Origin of the sequence: Janibacter sp. Y6, from assembly GCF_040900765.1 — a bacterium.
GTDB lineage: Bacteria > Actinomycetota > Actinomycetes > Actinomycetales > Dermatophilaceae > Marihabitans > Marihabitans melonis.
In genome coordinates this window covers 757,693-776,229 of the sequence record NZ_JAKLYZ010000001.1, presented here as the reverse complement: position 1 = coordinate 776,229, position 18,537 = coordinate 757,693, and the positions used below count along the sequence as shown (strand labels likewise).

Sequence of the window (18,537 nt, the reverse complement as noted above, 5' to 3'; positions counted from 1 at the left end):
TGGCGCGATGAGCGAGAGCCTCATCGCCGGTCGAGGTGCGAGGGCCCGCCAGGGCCTGAGCCCCGAGAACACCGTGCCGCCCCCCGAGACCCTGCGGGTCGCGGTCTGGCAGTGCCACCCGCAGCCCCGCGACCCGGCGGCGAACCTCGCCCGCCTGCGCGCCGCGGCGACGTCAGCCGCGGAGCAGGGCGCGCGGGTGGTCGTCGCCCCCGAGGCCGTGCTCACCGGGTACGACGTGGGGGTCCTCGAGCCGGAGGACGTCGACGGCGCCGTCGACGCAGTCGCCGAGGTCGCTCGCTCGACCGGGGTCGCGATCGTCGCGGGCGTCCTGCGCGTCGACCCCGGGGGGACGTGGCGCAACAGCGGGGTCGTCGCCTCCGCCGACGGGGTCGTCGTCCACGACAAGGCGCACCTCTTCGGCGGTCTCGACACGACCCGGGTCGAGGCGGGGGACCACCCCTTCGCCCTCGGCTCGGTCGACGGGGTGCCGGTCGCGACGATGGTCTGCTACGACGTGGAGTTCCCCGAGGCGGTGCGTGCGGCGGCGCTCGCCGGGGCACGCGCCGTGCTCGTGCCGACGGCCAACATGGAGCCCTACGTCGCGGTCAACGACGTCGTGGTGCGCTCACGGGCGATCGAGAACGCGACGCCCGTCGTCTACGCCAACCACTGCGGGAGCGAAGGCGAGACCCGCTACGTCGGGGCGAGCGTCGTCGTCGGGCCGGACGGCGCCGTCCTCGCCCGCGGAGGCCCCGACGGCGAGGAGCTCCTCGTCGTCGACCTGCCGCTGCGGGCCGCGCACCCGCCGGACGGGGCGACCTACCTCGCCGACCGCAGGCCCGAGATCTACGACGCCGGAGGCGAGCGATGAGCCAGACCACCCTCTTCACCGGACGCATCTGGTCGGCGTGCACCGGCGACCTCGACGCCCTGCTCGTCGACGACGGGCGGGTCGTCGCGACGGGGGACCGGGCGCGCGAGCGCGCGAGCGAGATCGGGGCCGTCGAGCACGAGGTCCCGACCCTGCTGCTGCCCGCCTTCGGCGACGGCCACGCCCACCCGCTCTTCGGCGGGCTCGAGTCCGAGGGGCCCGCGATCCGGGGGTGCACGAGCGTCGAGGAGATCGTCGCCGAGGTCGCGCGGTACGCCACTGCCCACCCCGACCTCGACGTCATCCGCGGCGCGTCCTACGACGCGAGCCTCGTCGACGGGGGGCTCTTCGACGCGCGCTGGCTCGATGAGGCCGCCCCCGGCCGGCCGGTCGTCCTGCGGGCCTGGGACTACCACACGGTCTGGGTGAGCACGGCGACCCTCGAGCGCTGCGGCATCACCGCGCAGACCCCCGACCCGCCGCTCGGCGAGATCGCGCGACGGCCCGACGGCTCGCCGCTCGGCACCCTGCGCGAGTGGGGCGCCGTCGACCTCGTCACCGACGTGCTCGGCGAGTGGGACGTCGAGACGATGGTCCGCTCGGTGGAGCGGGCCGGTCGCGCCTACGCGGCCCTCGGCGTCACCTGGGTGCAGGACGCATGGGTCACCCCGGCCGAGCTGCCGGCCTGGCTGCGCGCCGCCCGCGAGGACCGGCTACCCGTGCGCTTCGACCTCGCGCTGCACGCCGACCCGCGGCGCTGGCCCGACCAGCTCGAGGAGATCCTCGCGATGCGCGAGCAGGTGCGGGCGCTCGGCCACCCGCACCTGCGGGCCGAGTCGGTGAAGTTCTTCGCCGACGGGGTCGTCGAGAACGCCACGGCCGCGCTGCTCGAGCCCTACGCCACCCTGCTCGACGGCAGCCGCCCGGAGGAGCACGCCGCGTGCGGGTGCCCGGTCGACGGGATGATGGTCTGGCCGCCCGAGCAGCTCGCCGAGGCCGTCACCGCGGTGGACGCGCACGGGCTGCAGCCGCACATCCACGCGATCGGCGACCGGGCCGTGCGGGCCGCGCTCGACGCGGTCGGAGCCGCCGAGGCCGCCAACGGTCGGCGTGACCGACGTGCCGTCGTCGCCCATGTGCAGCTCGTCGACCCGGCCGACCGTGCTCGCTTCGCCGAGCTCGGCGTCATCGCCAACGCCGAGCCGCTGTGGGCCCAGCTCGACGACCTCATGACGGTGCTCACCGTGCCGCGGCTCGGCCAGCCGCGGGTCGACGAGCAGTACTGCCTCGCCGACCTGCACGCGCTCGGTGCGCCGCTGAGCTTCGGGTCGGACTGGCCGGTGAGCTCCGCGGACCCGCTCGAGGGCATGGCGGTCGCGTGCTCGCGGCAGACGCAGGACCGCGTGCCGGAGGGCGGGTGGGTGCCCGAGCAGCGCCTGCCGGTGGAGGCGGCGCTCGCCGCCTACACCCTCGGCAGCGCCCACCAGGCGCGCCGCGACGCGGGCTGCCTCGACCCCGGGTGCGTCGCCGGCGGGCCGCCGGTCGCCGACCTCGTCGAGCTCACCGCCGACCCGCGCGACCTCCCTTCACCGCGGGACATCGACGGCATCCGGGTCCGGCGGACCTGGCTGGCCGGTCGAGCCGTCCATCCCTCCCCAGGCACCGACGAGGCAGGAGCCCCGAGATGAGCACGACCCCTCGACCCGCGCCCGCGAGCCGGCAGGACGTCACCCTGCGCCGTGCTCTCGGGCTGCCCTCGCTCGTCCTCTTCGGGCTGGCCTATCTCGTGCCGCTCACGGTCTTCACGACGTACGGCATCGTCACGCAGGAGACCGGTGGGCGGGTCGCGCTCGCGTACTGCGTGACGACCTTCGCGATGATCTTCACCGCCTTCAGCTACGCGCGGATGGTGCGCGCCTTCCCCGTGGCGGGGTCGGCGTACACGTACTCGCAGCGCACCTTCGGCAGCCACGCGGGCTTCCTCACCGGGTGGTCGCTCATGCTCGACTACCTCTTCCTGCCGATGATCAACTACCTCGTCATCGGCATCTACATGGAGGCGCAGTTCCCCGCCGTGCCGCTGTGGGTGTGGGTGGTGCTCGCGATCGCGCTCGTCACCGTGCTCAACGTCGTCGGCATCACGAGCATCGCGCGGGCCAGCTCCATCATCATCGCCGTGCAGGCCGTCTTCATCGTCGTCTTCGTCGCGCTCGCGCTGCGGGCCGCCGGTGGTGTCGAGACGGTCGTCAACCCCTTCGTCGGCGACGGCTCCGTCGAGGGGATCGGGCCGGTCCTCGCCGGGGCGGCGATCCTGTGCCTGAGCTTCCTCGGCTTCGACGCGGTGTCGACGATGGCGGAGGAGGCGCGCGACCCACGGCGTGACATCCCGCGCGCGATCCTGCTCGTCACCGTCGCCGGCGGCGTGATGTTCGTGCTGCTCTCCTCGGTCGCCCAGCTCGCGGCGCCCGCGACGACCTTCGCCGACCCGGACTCGGCGACGCTCGACGTCATGGCGGCGGTGAGCGGGTCGTGGCTGGGCACCTTCTTCACCGCCGCGTACGTGGCGGGCTGCATCGGCAGCGCGCTCACCTCGCAGGCCTCGGTCACCCGGATCATGTACGTCATGGGCCGCGACGGGGTGCTGCCCCGCCCGCTCGCGCTGCTGTCACGACGGTGGCGCACGCCGGTCGTCGCGATCGTGCTCGTCTCGGTGATCTCGCTGCTCGCCACGGTCATCAGCCTCGACCTGCTCGCGTCGGTCGTGAGCTTCGGCGCGCTCGCGGCCTTCTCGACCGTCAACCTCGCGGTGGTCAAGCACTACGTCGTCGACGAGGGCCGCCGCGCCGGGGCCGATCTCGTGCGCTACCTCGTCATGCCGCTCGTCGGCTTTGCGATGTCGGTGTGGCTGTGGACCTCGCTCAGCGGTCAGTCGCTGCGGCTGGGCCTGATCTGGCTCGCCGTCGGCATCGCCTACCTCGCCTGCTCACCCGCGGCTTCCGCCGCCCGCCCCCGGAGATGGACTTCGCCGAGGCCGACGTCGAGAGCGGGATGGCGCGGTGACGCAGGCCCGGTGACGGGGATGGGGACGGTTGGTGGATGAGGTGCGAAGGCCCGCCAGGGCCTGAGCCTCGAAACCGCGCGGGGTGGTGGTCTCGGCCCCCCTTCGCCGAGGTATGGCGATGCGCCCGGATCCGGGGGATCGACGGGCGCATCTCCATACCTCGGCGGGTCAGGGGCGGGCGAGCCTCGAGCAGCGAAGGGGGTCCGGTGGTCTCGAGGCTCGCTGGCGCTCGCACCTCGACCAGCGAAGGGCGCTGGCGCTCGCACCTCGACCAGCCAGGGGTCGTGGTCTCGGCCCCCCTTCGCCGAGGTATGGCGATGCGCCCGGATCCTGGGGGATCGACGGGCGCATTGCCATACCTCGCGGGGTCAGGGGCGGGCGAGCTCCTCGCGGAGGGCGGCGACGAAGGCGTCGACGTCGGCCTCGGTCGTGTCCCAGCTGCACATCCAGCGGTACTGGTCGCGCGACTCGTCCCAGGGGTAGAAGCGGAAGCGGGCTGCGAGGCGGTCCGCCACCGCGGGGTCGAGCATCGGGAAGACGGCGTTGGCCTCGGCGGGGGTCGCCAGGCGCACCCCGTCGACGTCACGCACGGCCTCCTGGAGACGGGCGGCCATCGCGTTCGCATGACCGGCACCGCGCAGCCAGAGGTCGCCCTCGTAGAGCGCGAGCAGCTGGGCGGAGACGAAGCGCATCTTGCTCGCGAGCTGCATCGACTGCTTGCGCAGGTACGGCATGCCGCGGACCTTCTCGGGCGAGAGGACGACGACGGCCTCGGCTGCGAGCGCCCCGGCCTTCGTCCCGCCCAGGCTCAGCAGGTCGACGCCGGTGTCGGCGACGAGCTCGCGCAGCGAGACGCCGAGGGCCGCGGCCGCGTTGGAGATCCGCGAGCCGTCGAGGTGCAGGACGAGACCGCGCTCGTGCGCGTGGTCGGCGAGCGCCCGGATCTCGTCGGGGGTGTAGACCGTGCCGATCTCCGTGGAGTTCGTGATCGAGACGACCCGCACCTGTGGCCAGTGCTCGTCGCCGACGCGTGCGGGCACGGTGTCGATGAGCTCAGGGGTCAGCTTGCCGTCGCCGGTGGGCACGGCGTGCAGCTTGATGCCGCCCATCCGCTCGGGCGCGGCGCACTCGTCGACGTGGATGTGCGCGTTGCTCGTGCAGATCACCGACTCCCAGCGATCGGTGGCAGCCTGGAGCGCGACGACGTTGGCGCCGGTGCCGTTGAAGACCGGGAAGGTCTCGACCTGCTCGCCGAGGTGCCCGCGCATGACCTTGCGCAGCCGCTCGGTGTAGACGTCCTCGCCGTAGGCCACCTGGTGGCCGCCGTTGACGGTCGCGAGGGCCTGGAGCACCTCGGGGTGGATGCCGGCGTAGTTGTCGCTGGCGAAGCCGCGGACCGTGTCGTCGTGCAGGGCGCTGAGCTGCGAAGGGGTCGTCGTCGTCACGCGGCAATCCTCGCACCGGTCGCGGACGTGCCGGTCACGCCCCTGCTCGCCTCGATGACGGGCGCGAGCTTCTTGCGCAGCGCCTCGTAGAAGACGTTGAGCGGGAACTCGTCGGGCTGCACGAGGTCGGTCAGGCCCTTCGGCGGGCCGTCGAGCGGCAGCGCGGACGGGTCGCTCATCCCCTTCGCCCAGGTCGACCCCGGGTGCGGAGAGACGTAGCCGGCGACGAGCTCGTAGGCCGCGCGCCAGTGGCCGACCCGGCTGCGGTCGATGCCGGAGCGGTAGAGCTCCTCGACGGCGTCGGACAGCGCGACGACCGCCTCGGGCACCGCGGCCCAGTCGAAGGACAGCGTGTTGTCGGTCCAGCGCAGGACGCCGCGCTTGTGCAGCCAGGCGAAGAGCAGCTGGCCGCCGAGGCCGTCGTAGTTGCGCACCCGGTCACCGGTGATCGGGAAGCGGAAGAGGCGGTCGAAGAGGATCGCCAGCTGCACCGGGCGGGCGTACGGGTGGCCCTGCTCGTCCATCTGCACCGCGACGCGGAAGGTGTTGAGGTCGCAGCGCAGCTCCTCGAGCGCGTACATCCAGAAGGGCATCCGCTGCTTGATCATGAAGGGGTCGAAGGGGAGGTCGCCGTGGCTGTGCGTGCGATCGTGCACGAGGTCCCACATGGCGAAGGTCGACTGCGCGAGCGACTGGCTCGCGACGAGCTGCTCGCCCTCCGGCGGCAGCTGCAGCCCGAGGGTCTGCGCGGCGGCGGACGTCACGGCGCGGAAGCGTGCGGCCTCGCGGTCGCAGAAGATCGCGCCCCACGTGAAGGTCGGCACCTCGCGCACGGCGACGGTCTCGGGGAAGAGGACCGCGGAGTTCGTGTCGTAGCCGGGGGTGAAGTCGGTGAAGGTCACCGGCAGGAAGGCGGGGTTGGGCTGCTGCGCCTCGACGTCGGCGAGCCACTGCGGCCATACGACGTCGAGCAGCACGGCCTCGAAGACCCGGTCGAGGTTCCCGTTCTGCGTGTACATCGGGAAGAGCACGAGGTGCTCGGTGCCGTCGACCCGGTGCTGCTCGGGGTGGAAGAGCACGAGGCTGTCGAGGAAGTCGGGGACGACGAAGCCCTCCTCGACCCAGCGGGCGAGGTCGGTGTCGAGCGCGGCGAGGTACTCGGCGTCGTGCGGGAAGCGCGGCGCGAGCGCGGCGACGTCGGCTTGGATCGAGGCGACGAGCTCGCCCGCGCGAGCCAGGTCGGTCTCGTCGTGGGTCTCGCGGTCGATGCTGCCGTCCTTGCCCTGCAGCAGGCGCAGCTCCTCGACCGCCGCCTTCAGGCTCGCCCACTCGGCGGTGTCGACGGTGCGCTCGGCCGCGGCGTCCTGCGGCGCGTCCTCGCCGAGGTGGGCCGAGCGGGGGACTGCCGCCCAGGTGACGAGGTTGGTCCACAGCCGGCGGTGGTCGAGGTCGGCGATCGAGTCGTCGCCGACGAGGTCGGAGTCGGCGAGCACGACGACGCGGCCGGCCCCGTGCTCGACGGTGACGGCCAGCGGGGCCTGCGCGGGGTGGGCGCTGGCGCTCGAGCTGGCGATGACGTGGGCGGACGGGGCGGCCGAGACGTCGACCGCGCCGGAGCGGTAGAAGCACACCTCGCCGACACCGGCGAGCACACCCTGCCCGCCGTTGTGCCCGACCGCCAGCTCGGGCAGGACCCACGTCGCGTTGCCGAGGTGGCGCCGGCCCGAGGTCGCGCTCTCGTGGACGAGGGTCGAGGTGATCGAGAGCCCGAAGGGGGAGAGCACGTCGTCGAGGTTGTTGCCGTGCGCGCGGTGGTCGCACTCCGCGAGCACGACGAGACCGCCGCCGGTGCGCACGTGCTCGGTGATCGCGGCGATCTCGGCGGGGGAGTAGACCGGGGGCAGGTCGCCGGCGACCCGCTCGGAGGCGGCGTCGGCCGGGTGGGCGATGACGAGGACGTCGACGCCCTCGAGCGCCGCGCCGACGAGCTCGCCGGTGCGGTGCTCGCGCACGGCCAGCCCGCGCTCGGCGAGGGCGTCGACGGCCAGCGCCAGCGAGGCGTCCGCGGGGTTGGCCGGGTTCATCCGGGCGGCCCGGTCGCGGTCGGTGGACCAGGCGCTCGAGTGGGCCTGGTCGAACAGGACGGTGGCGAAGTCGCGCACGGGACACCCCTGACATGGGTCGTGGACGCCGAGCAGCCCCGGCGAGAAGAAGATCTGACCGTCAAAGGGTCTCAAAGACGGAGATCTTCTCGCAAGCCGGGGCTGCGGCGGGACATCAGGTGTCGCGCGACGGCGCGACACAGGTCACGGCGAGGGCTGTCCGCCGTTGACGTTGAGGGTCTCGCCGACGACGAAGCTCGACTCGGCCGAGGCGAGGAAGACGTACGCCGGGGCGAGCTCGACCGGCTGACCGGCCCGCCCGAGCGGGGTGTCCTGGCCGAACTCGGGCAGAGCCTCCTTGGGCTGGCCGTCGACGACCTGCAGGGGCGTCCACACCGGGCCCGGGGCGACCGCGTTGACGCGGATCCCCTTCGGGGCCAGCTGCTGCGACAACCCCTTCGCGAAGGTGTTCATGCCCGCCTTGGTCATCGCGTAGTCCACGAGGTGCGCGCTCGGCTGGTAGGCCTGGATCGAGCTCGACATGATGATCGAGCTGCCCGGCTGCAGGTGGGGGACCGCGGCCCGGCAGATCCACACCATCGCGTAGAGGTTGGTCTTCAGCGTGCCGTCGAGCTGCTCGTCGGTGAGCTTGGTGATGTCCTCGCAGGCGACCTGCTTGCCGGCGTTGACGACGAGGACGTCGAGCCCGCCGAGGCCCTCGACGGCCTTCGCGACGAGGTCGTCGCAGTACGCGCGGTCCCGGACGTCGCCCGGGATGCGCACGAGGGTGCCGCCCTCCTCCTCGACGACGCGGGCGACGCGGTCGGCGTCCTCCTCCTCGTCGGGAAGGTAGGCCAGGGCGACGTCGGCGCCCTCACGGGCGAAGGCGACGGCGACCGCCGCGCCGATGCCGGAGTCGGCTCCGGTGACGAGGGCCTTGCGGCCCTGCAGACGACCGGTGCCGCGATAGCTGCTCAGGCCGATGTCGGCGCCGGGCTCGAGACCGACGTCGGAGCCAGGGAAGTCCTGGTCCTGCTCCGGCGGCGAGATCGTCGGGTGGCGCTCGACGGGGTTGTCCAGGTCCAGCTGGTCGGACATGACGTCTCTCCTGGGATGTCGGGGGTGGGGACGTCTCCACGGTCGCACCCGCTGGAGCGCCTCGACGGGGGAGCCGCCCCCTCCCTTCGGGTGCACGCCGCAGACCCCCGCGGCGGTTGTAGCGTGACGCTCATGGCCGACGTGACCCAGCAGTCCGCTCTCGAGCTCGCCCCCACCCAGCTCTTCATCGGGGGTGAGTGGCGCGACGCGACCGGCGGCGCGACCTTCGCCGTCGACGACCCGGCGACGGGTCAGACCCTCACCCAGGTGGCCGACGGCACCGCCGCCGACGGGGCCGCCGCGCTCGACGCCGCCGTCGCCGCGCAGGCCGAGTGGGCGGCGACCGAGCCGCGCACCCGCTCGGAGATCCTGCGCAGCGCCTTCGAGCTCGTGCGCGAGCGCTCCGAGACCTTCGCGATGCTCATGACCCTCGAGATGGGCAAGCCGCTCGCCGAGGCTCGCGGCGAGGTCACCTACGGCAACGAGTTCTTCCGCTGGTTCGCCGAGGAGGCCGTGCGCATCCACGGCCGCTACGCCGTGGCGCCCAGCGGCGGCACCCGGCTGCTCACGACGAAGCAGCCCGTCGGCCCGACCTTCATGATCACGCCCTGGAACTTCCCCCTCGCCATGGGCACGCGCAAGATCGGCCCCGCCATCGCCGCCGGCTGCACGATGGTCGTCAAGCCGGCGCACGAGACCCCGCTGACGATGCTCGCGCTCGCGAAGACCCTCGAGGAGGTCGGCCTGCCCGCCGGCGTGCTCAACGTCGTGACGACGAGCAGCTCGGGCGAGGTGAGCGAGCCGATCATCCGCGACCCGCGCCTGCGCAAGCTGACCTTCACCGGCTCGACCGGGGTCGGGCAGAAGCTCGTCGAGCAGTCCTCCGAGCAGCTGCTGCGCCTGTCGATGGAGCTCGGCGGCAACGCCCCCTTCGTCGTCTTCGAGGACGCCGACGTCGACGCCGCCGTCGAGGGCGCGATGCAGGCCAAGATGCGCAACATCGGCGAGGCGTGCACCGCCGCCAACCGCTTCCTCGTCCACGAGGACGTCGCGCAGGAGTTCTCGACGAAGTTCGCCGAGCGGATGGGCGGGCTCACCGTCGGCCAGGGCACGAAGGACGGCGTCCAGGTCGGCCCGCTCATCACGAGCAAGGCCCGTGACGGCGTCGCCGCGCTCGTCGACGAGGCCATCGAGGGCGGCGCCACCGTGCTCACCGGCGGCGAGGTGCCGCAGGGCGAGGGCTGGTTCTACCCGCCGACCGTGCTCACCGACGTCGCCGCGGGCTCGCGCGTCATGCGCGAGGAGATCTTCGGCCCGGTCGCGCCGATCACGACCTTCCGCAGCGAGGACGAGGCCGTGCGCATCGCCAACGGCACCGAGTACGGGCTCGTCGGCTACGTCTACACCCGGGACGCCTCGCGGATGATCCGCGTCGCAGAGGCCCTCGACTTCGGCATGGTCGGGGTCAACCAGGGCGTCGTCTCCAACCCCTCCGCCCCCTTCGGCGGGGTCAAGCACTCGGGCTACGGGCGCGAAGGGGGATTCGAGGGCATCGAGGAGTACCTCGAGACGAAGTACATCGGCATCGCCCTGTAGGCCCGCCGCGGGTGCCACGGGGCTGCACAATCTCCCCATGGCACCCTCGACGGCACGCGCGTGAGCACGACCTGGCGGCAGCGGCTGCAGGTGGTCGCCGGGGTGCTCCTGCTCCTCCTCGCCGCCTGGCTGACGATCGGCGGCGGCGACGACGTGGAGCCGGCCGGCGCCCCGTCGTCCTCGTCGACGTCGTCCACCTCCGCGCAGCCGTCGCCGCCCGCCTCGCGGTCGTCGACCCCTTCGCGCTCGTCCTCCGCGCGGCCCGCCGCGGCGGCGACGCCGGACTCGGGGCTGTCGACGGTCCCCGCCTCCTCGCTGCCGCCCGAGGGGCGCCGCACTCTCGCGCTGGTCGCGGCCGGCGGGCCCTTCCCGTACGACCGCGACGGGGTGACCTTCGGCAACCGCGAGCGGATCTTGCCGATCCGCGAGCGCGGGTACTACGCCGAGTACACCGTGCCGACGCCCGGCGAGGACGACCGCGGGGCGCGCCGCCTCGTCGTCGGCGACGAGGGCGACACGTACTACACGGCCGACCACTACGCGAGCTTCCGTCAGGTCGAGGTGGGGTCGTGATCCGGCTGCGGCCCGAGGCCGTCGACGCCCTGCTCGTCGAGGCGATGCATCACCACGTGCACGTCCACGTCGTCGACGGCGGGTCCGACCGCGAGACCGCGTACGACGCCTTCGCCGCGTCCTTCGACCTGCCCGAGCACTTCGGGCGCAACCTCGACGCGCTCTACGACAGCCTCATGGAGGTCGCGACGCGGCACCACGGCGCGTGGACCCTGCTGTGGCGGCCGACTGCCGCGTCCGGCGTGCTCGAGGACCAGGCGCTGCTCGGCGTCCTCGGCGACCTCGAGCACGACGCGGAACAGCTGACGGTGGCCGTCGAGATCGCCCGCGCGGGCTGACCTGCGCGGTGGGTCGGAGCGCAGGCTGGCGGGCTGCCCGACGGGCGGGCCGGCGCGGTGGGGGATCATGGGGGCGTGACGACCCCCACCTCGACCCAGGTCACCCTCAGCCACGTGATGAACGCGACGGAGGCCAACCTCCTCGGCACGATCCACGGCGGCAACATCATGAAGATGGTCGACGACTGCGCCGGCGTCGTGGCCAACCGCTTCGCGCAGGGGCCGGCGGTGACCGCCGGGATGGACGAGATGACCTTCCTCACCCCGGTGCGGGTCGGGGACGTCCTGCACGTGAGCGCCCAGATCAACTGGGCGGGGCGCAGCTCGATGGAGGTCGGGGTGCGCGCCGAGGCCGACCGCTGGGACAGCGCCGCGCCGCGCGTGCACGTCGCCTCGGCCTACCTCGTCATGGTCGCCGTCGACGCCGACGGGCAGACCCGTCCGGTGCCCGAGCTGAGCGTCGAGACCGAGGAGGAGCACCGCCGCTTCCGCGAGGCGCAGATCAGACGGCGCCACCGGCTGGCCCGGCGTGACGAGATCCGCACCTCGCGTGGCGAAGGGGGTGCGGCATGACCCGCACCCGCGTCACCCTCCTGGGGTCGACGGGCTCCATCGGCACCCAGGGGCTCGACGTCATCTCCGCGAACGCCGAGCGCTTCGAGGTCGGGGCGCTGGCGGGCGGGTCGAACGTCGGCCTGCTCGCAGAGCAGGCCGTCGCGCACCGGGCGCCGCTCGTCGCGGCGGCGGCGGGGTCGACGGACGACCTGCGGGCGGCCGTGCGGTCCGCCGCGGACGCCGCGGGCGTCACCGGGTACGACCCGGAGGTGCTCGTCGGCGAGGACGCCGCGACCGAGGTCGCCGGGCGCGAGGCCGACGTCGTGCTCAACGGCATCACCGGCGCGATCGGCCTGCGGCCGACGCTCGCCGCCCTCCGGGCGGGCACGACGCTCGCGCTGGCGAACAAGGAGTCGCTCATCATCGGCGGCCCGCTCGTGCGCGACCTCGCCGGGCCCGACCAGGTCGTCCCCGTCGACTCCGAGCACTCGGCCATCGCGCAGTGCCTGCGGGGCGGACGGTCGTCGGAGGTGCGGCGCCTCGTCGTCACCGCGAGCGGCGGTCCCTTCCGCGGTCGCACCCGCGAGCAGCTCGCCGAGGTGACGCCGCAGGAGGCCCTGGCCCACCCCAACTTCGCCATGGGCCGCGTCATCACGACGAACTCGGCGACCCTGGTCAACAAGGGTCTCGAGGTCATCGAGGCCCACCTGCTCTTCGACATCCCCTTCGAGCGGATCGCCACCGTCGTGCACCCGCAGCAGCAGATCCACTCGATGGTCGAGTTCCACGACGGGTCGACGATCGCGCAGATGGGTCCGCCGCGGATGCTCGTGCCGATCGCGCTCGGGCTGTCGTGGCCCGAGCGCCTGCCCGACGTCGACGAGCCGTGCGACTGGACCCAGGTGCAGAGCTGGGACTTCGCGCCGATCGACGACGTCGCCTTCCCCGCCGTGGAGCTCGCCCGCCAGGTCGGCACCGCCGGTGGCACCTACCCCGCCGTCTACAACGCGGCCAACGAGGTGGCCGTCGACGCCTTCCACGACGGGGCGCTGCCCTTCGTCGGGATCGTCGACACCGTCGCCGAGGTCGTCGGGCGCCATGACGGGGGCGACTTCGACGCCCACAGCCTCGACGGGGTGCTCGCCGCGGACCGCTGGGCGCGAGAGGCCGCTGCGGCTGTCGTGAGGGGATGAGACGATGGCGACCATGCTGTTCCTCGCAGGGGTCGTGCTCGTCTTCCTCGGCATCGCGCTGTCGATCGCGCTGCACGAGATCGGGCACCTCGTGCCCGCCAAGCGCTTCGGCGTCCGCGTCCCGCAGTACATGGTCGGCTTCGGCCCGACGGTCTTCTCGCGACGGCGCGGAGAGACCGAGTACGGGGTCAAGGCGATCCCGCTCGGCGGCTACATCCGGATGATCGGCATGTTCCCGCCGCGTGCGGGTGACGAGCCGGGCACGATCCGCACGTCGAGCACGGGCCGCTTCAGCCAGCTCGCCGACGAGGCGCGCGCGCAGTCCTTCGAGGAGGTGCGACCCGGCGACGAGGACCGGCTCTTCTACAAGCTGTCCGTGCCGAAGAAGATCACCGTCATGCTCGGCGGGCCGATGATGAACCTCCTCATCGCCTTCGTCATCTTCGGCGGCATCTTCACCCTCTACGGCACGGTGCAGACCTCGCCGAGGCTCTCCTCCGTCAGCGAGTGCGTCGACCTCACCAAGGCCGGGCAGAGCACCGCGCAGGAGTGCACGCCCGACATGCCCACGGCCCCGGCCAACGAGGCGGGCCTGCGCCCCGGCGACACGATCACGGCGATCAACGGCCAGGCCGTGACGACGTGGGACGAGGTGCGCGCGCAGATCCGCGCCAACGGCGACCGCGAGATGCGCATCGCCGTCGACCGCGGGGGGCGCGACGAGACCGTCACCGCGACCCCGATCGTCCTCGACCAGCCGAAGATCGGCGACGACGGCCGGGTCGTCGAGGACGCGAAGGGGGAGCCCGTCCTCGAGCAGGCCGGCTTCCTCGGCGCGAGCGGCACCCCCGTGCGCGTCAAGCAGCCCGTGACCGAGGTGCCCGCGCTCTTCGGCGACATGCTCGTGACGACCTTCTCCGCCGTGGCGAAGATCCCGCAGAAGCTCGTCGGGGTCTACCAGGCGGCCTTCGGCAGCGAGGAGCGCGACCCCGAGAGCCCGATGTCGGTCGTCGGCGTCGGCCGGGTCGCCGGCGAGGTGGCGAGCTCGGACGAGTTCGGGACCCCGGTCGAGAAGCTCATGATGATCATCAGCCTTATCGGCTCGCTCAACCTCATGCTCTTCGCCTTCAACCTCATCCCCCTCCTCCCGCTCGACGGCGGCCACGTCGCCGGCGCGCTGTGGGAGGGCGTGAAGAAGGGCTGGGCCCGCGTCCGCGGCCTGCCCGACCCCGGCCCGGTCGACGTCGCGAAGGCCCTGCCCCTGGCCTACGGCGTCGCCCTGACCTTCATCGCGATGACGGTCCTGCTCGTCTACGCCGACATCGTCAAGCCGATCAAGCTCCTCTGACCCCTCCACTTGTGCGAGCTACGGCGCAGTAGTGGTCGTGATCACAACCACTACTGCGCCGTAGCAGGGTCGTCAGGTCGCCCGTCGCATGTGGCGAGGCGACGGGCGTCAGGAGAGCTTCGGGATCGCGACGACGTCAGGCCGGGAGCGTCCCTGTGCGGCGACGTAGGTGTCCTCGAGCCGTCGCAGGGTCCCGCTCGGGTCCTGACGCAGACCGGTCGGCGTCACCCCGGCGACGACCACACCGACACGCGTGAGGTCGCCGTCACGCTCCACGGTCTCGACCCACTCCTGCCCCTGGGAGTGGTGCAGGTGAGAGTGGACCATCACCGCCAGCCCGACGTCGTCGAACCACACGTCGGGAGTGAGCAGAGCGCGGCCGTCCGCGGTGGCGAGTGCCGGGTTCGCCATCGGCAGCGGCAGGATCTCGGAGGTCGCGACGAGATCCAGCAGCTCAGCCTCGGGGAGCGACCAGGCGCCCGACGCCGCGTGCTGCAGGGGCACCAAGAGCTGTTTCGCATCTCGCGTGCGTAGTCGGCACAGCCACTCGTGGAGCTCGGCGACGTCGGTCGTGCCCTTCTGGACCGCCTCGATGAGGAGGGCCGAGCGGTCGTCGGCGAAGGGGCGGAGGGAGGCGGTGTCGATGGCAGCCCGGGCTGCGGAGGCGTACCTCAGAGGTCCTCGCTCGACGACTGCGTGGTCGGCCACTGTCGTCCGTCGCACCGTGGCGAACCCGTGCTCGCGGGACCGGCACGGTTCTGGGGTCAGCATGAGCACGCGTGCCGGCTCGGTGACGGACAGCCCGTGAAGCCGAGCCGCCGACGGGCCGGTGAGGTAGGCGCGGGGACCTGCCCAGAGCAGGGCCGCGATGCATCTCTGACGCTCCGTCGCAGGTGCGCGATCGACGAGGAAGACGTTCGGCAGGATCGCCGTCCAGTGGCGTCCGGAGCGCCAGCGCGTCCGTGCTCGCGGCACCTGGTGGAGCGTGAGCTGAGCCCGGGTGACCAGACCGTCCTGCCGCGCCAGGATCTTGCGGACCTCGTCGGGCAGATCCTCCACGGAGTCATAGCTCATGACAGCACCGTGATCCTGTCGAGCACGCTCCGAGCTGACGTGAGAGCACCTGTGGACGAGGACCGGTCTACGCCGCGGTCTGTGGATCCTGCGTGCTGCGTCGATCCGGAGCGACGCGGAGACCCGACGGTGCCCCCTTCGCCGCCTGCTACGGCGCAGTAGTGGCTGCGATCGCAGCCACTACTGCGCCGTAGCTCGCACCGGGGTGGGGGAGTGCCCAGACCACTCCCAGCGGAAGGGGGATAATGAGGGCATGACTGTCTCCCTCGGCATGCCGAAGGCCCCCGCGCCCGTGATCGCCCCCCGTCGCCCTACCCGGCAGATCAAGGTCGGGTCGGTCGGGGTCGGCAGCGAGTCGCCGATCTCGGTGCAGTCGATGACGACGACGCTCACCTCCGACGTCAACTCCACCCTCCAGCAGATCGCCGAGCTCACCGCGGCCGGCTGCGACATCGTGCGCGTCGCCTGCCCGAGCCAGGACGACGCCGACGCGCTCGCCGAGATCGCCCAGCACAGCCAGATCCCGGTCATCGCCGACATCCACTTCCAGCCGAAGTACGTCTTCCAGGCGATCAAGGCGGGGTGCGCGGCGGTGCGGGTCAACCCCGGCAACATCCGCCAGTTCGACGACCAGGTCGGCGAGATCGCCAAGGCCGCGAAGGACCACGGCACCTCGATCCGGATCGGCGTCAACGCCGGCAGCCTCGACAAGCGCCTGCTCGAGCGCTACGGCAAGGCCACCCCCGAGGCGCTCGTCGAGTCCGCGGTGTGGGAGGCGGGCCTGTTCGAGGAGCACGACTTCCACGACTTCAAGATCTCGGTCAAGCACAACGACCCCGTGACGATGGTGCGCGCCTACGAGCTGCTCGCCGAGCGCGGCGACTGGCCGTTGCACCTCGGTGTCACCGAGGCCGGCCCTGCCTTCCAGGGCACGATCAAGTCGGCCACCGCCTTCGGCGCGCTGCTCTCGCGCGGCATCGGTGACACGATCCGCGTCTCCCTCTCGGCCCCGCCGGTCGAGGAGGTCAAGGTCGGCATCTCGATCCTCCAGTCCCTCGGCCTGCGCCCGCGCAAGCTCGAGATCGTCTCCTGCCCCAGTTGCGGCCGTGCCCAGGTCGACGTCTACAAGCTCGCCGACGAGGTGACCGCCGGGCTCGAGGGGATGACCGTCCCCCTGCGCGTCGCCGTCATGGGCTGCGTCGTCAACGGCCCGGGCGAGGCCCGCGAGGCCGACCTCGGCGTCGCGTCCGGCAACGGCAAGGGCCAGATCTTCGTCAAGGGCGAGGTCATCAAGACCGTCCCCGAGAGCAAGATCGTCGAGACCCTCATCGAGGAGGCCATGCGCATCGCAGAGGAGATCGGCGAGCCCGTCGACGAGGAGGACGGCGCGGGCAGCCCCACCGTCACCGTCGGCTGACCTACGCTGAGCGCGTGCTGCGCACCCGCTCGCCCGTGAGGCTCCTGACGACAGATGATCGTGAGGCCGCCCTCGAGCTGTGCGCCCAGGACCCCGCGGCGAACGTCTACGTCGCCAGCCGGATCCTCGACGGCGCGCTCGGGCTCGGCAGCACGGCCGTCTCGGGGTACTTCGAGGACGAGGCCCTCACCTCGATGGTGTGGACCATCGCCAACGTCGTGCCCGTGTCCACCCACGCCGTCAGCCGCGCCGCCTTCGCCGACCGCGTGCGCAAGGTGCGTCGGCGCTGCGCCTCCTTCCTCGGCCCCCACGACGAGGTCATGGCGATGTGGGACGAGGTCGGCGAGAGCTTCGGGCGGCCCCGCTCGGTGCGCGGGCAGCAGCCGCTCATGGGCATGCGCGACACCCCGTCGAGCCGGGGCGTCGAGCTCGACCCCCGAGTGCGCCCGGGCCTGGTCGAGGAGACCGATCTCGTCCTCCCTGCGGCCGAGCACATGTTCACCGAGGAGATCGGCTACCCGCCCTACCAGGGCTCCTCGACGTACTACGCCGACACCCTGCGCACGCTGCTGCGCAAGAACCGCACCTACGTCGTCGTCGAGGACGGCGCGGTGATCTTCAAGGCCGACGTCGGGTCGGTGGCGCTCGGCTGCGCCCAGATCCAGGGCGTCTGGCTCGCCCCGCACCTGCGCGGCCAGGGCCTCGCGGCCCCGATGATGGCCAGCGTCGTCGAGATGACGCTCGCCCACCACGCCCCGTGGGTGACGCTCTACGTCAACGACTACAACGCGCCGGCGATCGCGACCTACGAGCGCATCGGCATGGAGCGGATCGGGGCCTTCGCGACGATCCTCTTCTGAGGGACCAGCCGACGGCCCTCAGAAGGTGAGCACGAGCTTGCCGACCATGTCGCCGCGCTCCATCTCGGCGAAGGCGTCACGCGCCCGCTCGACCGGCACGACGTCGTGGATCACCGGCCGTGCCCCGCTCACGGCGAGCAGGGCGGTGAGGTCGCGCAGCTCCTGCAGGGTGCCCATCGTCGAGCCGACGACCCGCAGCTGGAGGAAGAAGATCCGGGTGAGCTCCGCGTCGTCGAGCTGCGGCCCGCTCGTCGTCCCGGAGACGACGAGCGTCCCACCGGGGCGAAGGGAGCGGATCGAGTGGCTCCACGTCGCGCGGCCCACCGTCTCCATCACCGCGTCGACCTTCTCCGGCAGGCGCTCGCCGCTCTCGAAGACCGCGTCGGCGCCGAGCTCGAGGGCGCGGGCCCGCTTCGCCTCGTCGCGCGAGGTGGCGAGCACCCGCAGCCCCGCCGCGTGGCCGAGGACGACGAGCGCCGTGGCGACGCCGCCCCCGACGCCCTGGACGAGCACGCTCTGCCCCGGGCGCAGCTCGCCGCGGGTGAAGAGCATCCGGTAGGCCGTGAGCCAGGCGGTCGGCAGGCAGGCCGCCTCCTCGAAGGTGAGGTCGGCCGGCTTGGGCAGGAGGTTGCGCCGGGGCACGACGACGGTGTCGGCGAAGGTGCCCTGGTGGCGCTCGCTGAGCAACGAGCGGCGCGGGTCCATCGTCTCGTCCCCGGTCCACGACGGGTCGGAGATCACCGCGTGGACGACCACCTCGCGGCCGTCCTCGTCGACGCCCGCGGCGTCGCACCCGAGGATCATCGGGAGCTTGTCCTGCCCGAGACCGACCCCGCGCAGCGACCACAGGTCATGGTGGTTGAGCGCCGCCGCCCGGACGCTGACCCGGGCCCAGCCGTCGGGCACCTCGGGCTCGGGGCGCTCGCCGACGACGAGGCCGACCAGGGGGTCGTCGGGGGTGATGCTCTCGGCGTACACGGCGCGCACGGGGTCTCCTCGTCCTCGG

The 18,537-nt window shown here is 72.6% G+C and carries 16 protein-coding genes; 11 read left to right on the top strand and 5 right to left on the bottom strand.

What is annotated here, in order from left to right; translation table 11 throughout:
* Positions 1 to 7: 7 nt before the first annotated feature.
* The 3 genes from L6241_RS03565 to L6241_RS03555 are packed head-to-tail and all read left to right on the top strand — an operon-like array spanning position 8 to position 3,971.
* Entirely contained in the window at positions 8 to 871 is an 864-nt protein-coding gene (locus tag L6241_RS03565; RefSeq protein WP_368244877.1) for a nitrilase-related carbon-nitrogen hydrolase, read from the top strand.
* Positions 868 to 2,559 carry an amidohydrolase gene (locus L6241_RS03560; RefSeq protein WP_368244875.1) on the top strand — a complete coding sequence of 564 codons (1,692 nt, stop codon included), beginning with the start codon at positions 868 to 870 and terminating at the stop codon, positions 2,557 to 2,559. The genes L6241_RS03565 and L6241_RS03560 overlap by 4 nt, the downstream gene beginning before the upstream one ends.
* Positions 2,556 to 3,971, top strand: coding sequence for an APC family permease (locus L6241_RS03555; protein WP_368244872.1), 1,416 nt, complete (start codon positions 2,556 to 2,558; stop codon positions 3,969 to 3,971). Before L6241_RS03560 ends, L6241_RS03555 begins: the two co-directional genes overlap by 4 nt.
* A gap of 329 nt (positions 3,972 to 4,300) precedes the next feature.
* Here the strand turns inward: L6241_RS03555 and L6241_RS03550 are convergent, their stop codons facing one another.
* The 3 genes from L6241_RS03550 to L6241_RS03540 all read right to left on the bottom strand — a co-directional run bounded on the left by L6241_RS03550 (position 4,301) and on the right by L6241_RS03540 (position 8,577).
* Positions 4,301 to 5,377 (bottom strand): low specificity L-threonine aldolase, encoded by a 1,077-nt coding sequence (locus tag L6241_RS03550; protein WP_368244870.1) that lies wholly within the window; start codon positions 5,375 to 5,377, stop codon positions 4,301 to 4,303.
* Positions 5,374 to 7,539, bottom strand: coding sequence for a DUF6421 family protein (locus L6241_RS03545; protein ID WP_368244868.1), 2,166 nt, complete (start codon positions 7,537 to 7,539; stop codon positions 5,374 to 5,376). Before L6241_RS03545 ends, L6241_RS03550 begins: the two co-directional genes overlap by 4 nt.
* A 144-nt stretch (positions 7,540 to 7,683) precedes the next feature.
* A complete protein-coding gene (locus tag L6241_RS03540) occupies positions 7,684 to 8,577 on the bottom strand; it encodes an SDR family oxidoreductase (RefSeq protein ID WP_368244867.1) in 894 nt (297 codons plus the stop codon).
* Between the two features lie 132 nt (positions 8,578 to 8,709).
* On the opposite strand from L6241_RS03540, the gene L6241_RS03535 reads away from it, so the two are divergent.
* The 6 genes from L6241_RS03535 (at position 8,710) to L6241_RS03510 (ending at position 14,180) form a co-directional block, all read left to right on the top strand.
* On the top strand, positions 8,710 to 10,173 hold the full coding sequence (locus L6241_RS03535; protein WP_368244866.1) for an NAD-dependent succinate-semialdehyde dehydrogenase: 1,464 nt from the start codon (positions 8,710 to 8,712) through the stop codon (positions 10,171 to 10,173).
* Between the two features lie 60 nt (positions 10,174 to 10,233).
* Positions 10,234 to 10,746, top strand: a complete 513-nt coding sequence (locus L6241_RS03530; protein ID WP_368244865.1) for a ribonuclease domain-containing protein — start codon at positions 10,234 to 10,236, stop codon at positions 10,744 to 10,746.
* The gene (locus L6241_RS03525; RefSeq protein ID WP_123092778.1) at positions 10,743 to 11,084 is read left to right on the top strand and encodes a barstar family protein; all 342 of its coding nucleotides are present in this window, start codon (positions 10,743 to 10,745) and stop codon (positions 11,082 to 11,084) included. The genes L6241_RS03530 and L6241_RS03525 overlap by 4 nt, the downstream gene beginning before the upstream one ends.
* 75 nt (positions 11,085 to 11,159) lie before the next feature.
* The gene (locus tag L6241_RS03520) at positions 11,160 to 11,657 is read left to right on the top strand and encodes an acyl-CoA thioesterase (RefSeq protein WP_368244863.1); all 498 of its coding nucleotides are present in this window, start codon (positions 11,160 to 11,162) and stop codon (positions 11,655 to 11,657) included.
* Positions 11,654 to 12,832 carry a 1-deoxy-D-xylulose-5-phosphate reductoisomerase gene (gene dxr, locus L6241_RS03515; RefSeq protein ID WP_368244862.1) on the top strand — a complete coding sequence of 393 codons (1,179 nt, stop codon included), beginning with the start codon at positions 11,654 to 11,656 and terminating at the stop codon, positions 12,830 to 12,832. The genes L6241_RS03520 and dxr overlap by 4 nt, the downstream gene beginning before the upstream one ends.
* Before the next feature lie 4 nt (positions 12,833 to 12,836).
* Positions 12,837 to 14,180, top strand: coding sequence for an RIP metalloprotease (locus L6241_RS03510; RefSeq protein ID WP_368244860.1), 1,344 nt, complete (start codon positions 12,837 to 12,839; stop codon positions 14,178 to 14,180).
* A 108-nt stretch (positions 14,181 to 14,288) separates the two neighbouring features.
* Here the strand turns inward: L6241_RS03510 and L6241_RS03505 are convergent, their stop codons facing one another.
* A complete protein-coding gene (locus tag L6241_RS03505) occupies positions 14,289 to 15,254 on the bottom strand; it encodes a hypothetical protein (RefSeq protein WP_368244859.1) in 966 nt (321 codons plus the stop codon).
* A 253-nt stretch (positions 15,255 to 15,507) separates the two neighbouring features.
* Between L6241_RS03505 and ispG the strand changes: the two genes are divergently transcribed.
* A complete protein-coding gene (gene ispG, locus L6241_RS03500; RefSeq protein ID WP_368244857.1) occupies positions 15,508 to 16,671 on the top strand; it encodes a flavodoxin-dependent (E)-4-hydroxy-3-methylbut-2-enyl-diphosphate synthase in 1,164 nt (387 codons plus the stop codon).
* A gap of 14 nt (positions 16,672 to 16,685) precedes the next feature.
* On the top strand, positions 16,686 to 17,531 hold the full coding sequence (locus L6241_RS03495) for a GNAT family N-acetyltransferase (protein ID WP_368244856.1): 846 nt from the start codon (positions 16,686 to 16,688) through the stop codon (positions 17,529 to 17,531).
* An 18-nt stretch (positions 17,532 to 17,549) separates the two neighbouring features.
* On the opposite strand, the gene L6241_RS03490 is transcribed toward L6241_RS03495, so the two are convergent.
* The gene (locus L6241_RS03490; protein WP_368244855.1) at positions 17,550 to 18,518 is read right to left on the bottom strand and encodes a zinc-binding dehydrogenase; all 969 of its coding nucleotides are present in this window, start codon (positions 18,516 to 18,518) and stop codon (positions 17,550 to 17,552) included.
* Positions 18,519 to 18,537 lie beyond the last annotated feature (19 nt).

Coding starts and splice junctions, on each gene's coding strand:
- L6241_RS03565 (WP_368244877.1), top strand. CDS start 8: ATGAGCGAGAGCCTCATCGCCGGTCGAGGTGCGAGGGCCCGCCAGGGC.
- L6241_RS03560 (WP_368244875.1), top strand. CDS start 868: ATGAGCCAGACCACCCTCTTCACCGGACGCATCTGGTCGGCGTGCACC.
- L6241_RS03555 (WP_368244872.1), top strand. CDS start 2,556: ATGAGCACGACCCCTCGACCCGCGCCCGCGAGCCGGCAGGACGTCACC.
- L6241_RS03540 (WP_368244867.1), bottom strand. CDS start 8,577: ATGTCCGACCAGCTGGACCTGGACAACCCCGTCGAGCGCCACCCGACG.
- L6241_RS03535 (WP_368244866.1), top strand. CDS start 8,710: ATGGCCGACGTGACCCAGCAGTCCGCTCTCGAGCTCGCCCCCACCCAG.
- dxr (WP_368244862.1), top strand. CDS start 11,654: ATGACCCGCACCCGCGTCACCCTCCTGGGGTCGACGGGCTCCATCGGC.
- L6241_RS03510 (WP_368244860.1), top strand. CDS start 12,837: ATGGCGACCATGCTGTTCCTCGCAGGGGTCGTGCTCGTCTTCCTCGGC.
- L6241_RS03505 (WP_368244859.1), bottom strand. CDS start 15,254: ATGAGCTATGACTCCGTGGAGGATCTGCCCGACGAGGTCCGCAAGATC.
- ispG (WP_368244857.1), top strand. CDS start 15,508: ATGACTGTCTCCCTCGGCATGCCGAAGGCCCCCGCGCCCGTGATCGCC.